Genomic DNA, 1765 nt, shown 5'->3' on the forward strand with positions numbered 1-1765 from the left:
TCGGAATTGAATATTTTTGATTTATCTAAGCAACAGGCACTTCTTCGTAGCAACAGGTCTTTCATCAATCTTTAATTGATAGAAATAAATTCCGGAACTGACCTGCTTGCCAAGATCATCAGTTCCATCCCAAATAACCTTATTCATTTCTAATTTATCATTTATAATTTCTAATTCACGAATGCGTTGTCCTTTGATATTGAATATTTCGAGAGTCACAAATCGGGAGGTTTGTGTTACATTGAACGAAATCGTTGTTTCGGAATGGAAGGGATTAGGAAAGGTTTGCAGAACAAGTTCTGTACTACAAATATCATTTTCTTCAACTGCTGCATCATAACTAAAATCGATATTGAGAGCAGCGTATTTGAGCATTCCGCCATCAAAAAGTCCATTTCCCAAAATATATGATCCATAACTATTATCATCCAAAAAGAAAAGATGGAGTTTCCCATGTTCGTTTCCTAAATCTTCGATAAAATCTCCGGGATAGATATAACACGGGATCATATCTGCAAGTTCGGGAGTTTCCAAGGAATTCAGGAAAATCGGTTCTGACCAGGTTTCTCCGTTGTTATTGGAAATACAGATCGCTATTTCAGGAACTTCCGACCAATCTTCATATCCGGGTTCTCCATCGTTTGCCAGTTTTGCTTTCAAACCATCGGACCAGACTGCTGCTAACCAGTTATTTTCTTCATTCTTTACAATTCGAAAATAGTTTTCATGATAGGCATCTTCATTATCATAATAATAAATGGGCCAACCCATCATATCTCCGAAATACGGATTTTCCGGATCGTCATCTTGCGGATATAAATCAAAGAAACTAAATTCATTCAAATTGAAATCGAAAGAAAAAATTTTAGGATATACATAATGAGTGTAATAATAAATTTCATTACCGGAATCGTAGTAAAGCCCCATTGTTCCTACAAAATTTATTTTGGAATTAGCAGAAAAAATCGCATTAAAATGATTGCAGTGAAGAAATGTCGTGAAGAAACCCTCTCTATTTTCCAGGAAAGGATCATCGATTTCAAACCTGAAATCTTCTGAAATTAAAGTAAATTCACCTTCTCCATAATTTTCATTGAAACAGACATAAATCTCATCATTAGAATTGTATCCGATCAAAGCAACTTTGCCATCATTTGATACGACAAAAGATTTATGAAATGAGATCTCCGATCCGGGAGGAGCCAGTTCTATCAAGTTGTAAGTCCATTCAAAAGAGACCTGATTTGTAAGGTCTTCCGTATCAAAATCAGCGTAAGCGAGAAGAACACTTTGACGAGGATAATAACCGGTAAAAGCAGAATTTATACCGATCACATAAACTCGTCTATGTCCTTCCACAGGTGAAGATCCAATCTGAATGTAAGGCCAAATGAATACATCATCAGGATTTATCAGATCAAAAGGATTGTCGATCACAATGAATGGTTCTCTCCAAATACCAGGTCCTTCATTCAAATGAAACAGATCATAAGTCATAAAAACATCACTTTCCGATCCAACGATCTGATGCCAAACAACAAAGGCATCTCCTGTTATAAAATCGACATCACAATTTGCATATCCTTCCCAATAATCCTCTTCGATGGGACCATTGTAAAAGAGATTTCCATCAGGATCAAGATAGCAATAGACAATTTTTCGATTTGAAAAAATAGTCTCAGCAGCATGGTAAATAATATAAACTCCACCCCCTGATTGAACTTGAATAGGAATTCCATTATAACTTCCCGGCATGTAATCGTAA

Annotated in this window: 1 protein-coding gene; it reads right to left on the reverse strand. The window is 35.8% G+C overall.

The window, feature by feature from the left end:
* Positions 1 to 21 precede the first annotated feature (21 nt).
* A partial coding sequence (locus tag ENL20_11980) for a T9SS type A sorting domain-containing protein (GenBank protein HHE39274.1) occupies positions 22 to 1765 on the reverse strand: 1744 nt, incomplete at its 5' end.

This window comes from Candidatus Cloacimonadota bacterium (assembly GCA_011372345.1).
Lineage (GTDB): Bacteria > Cloacimonadota > Cloacimonadia > Cloacimonadales > TCS61 > DRTC01.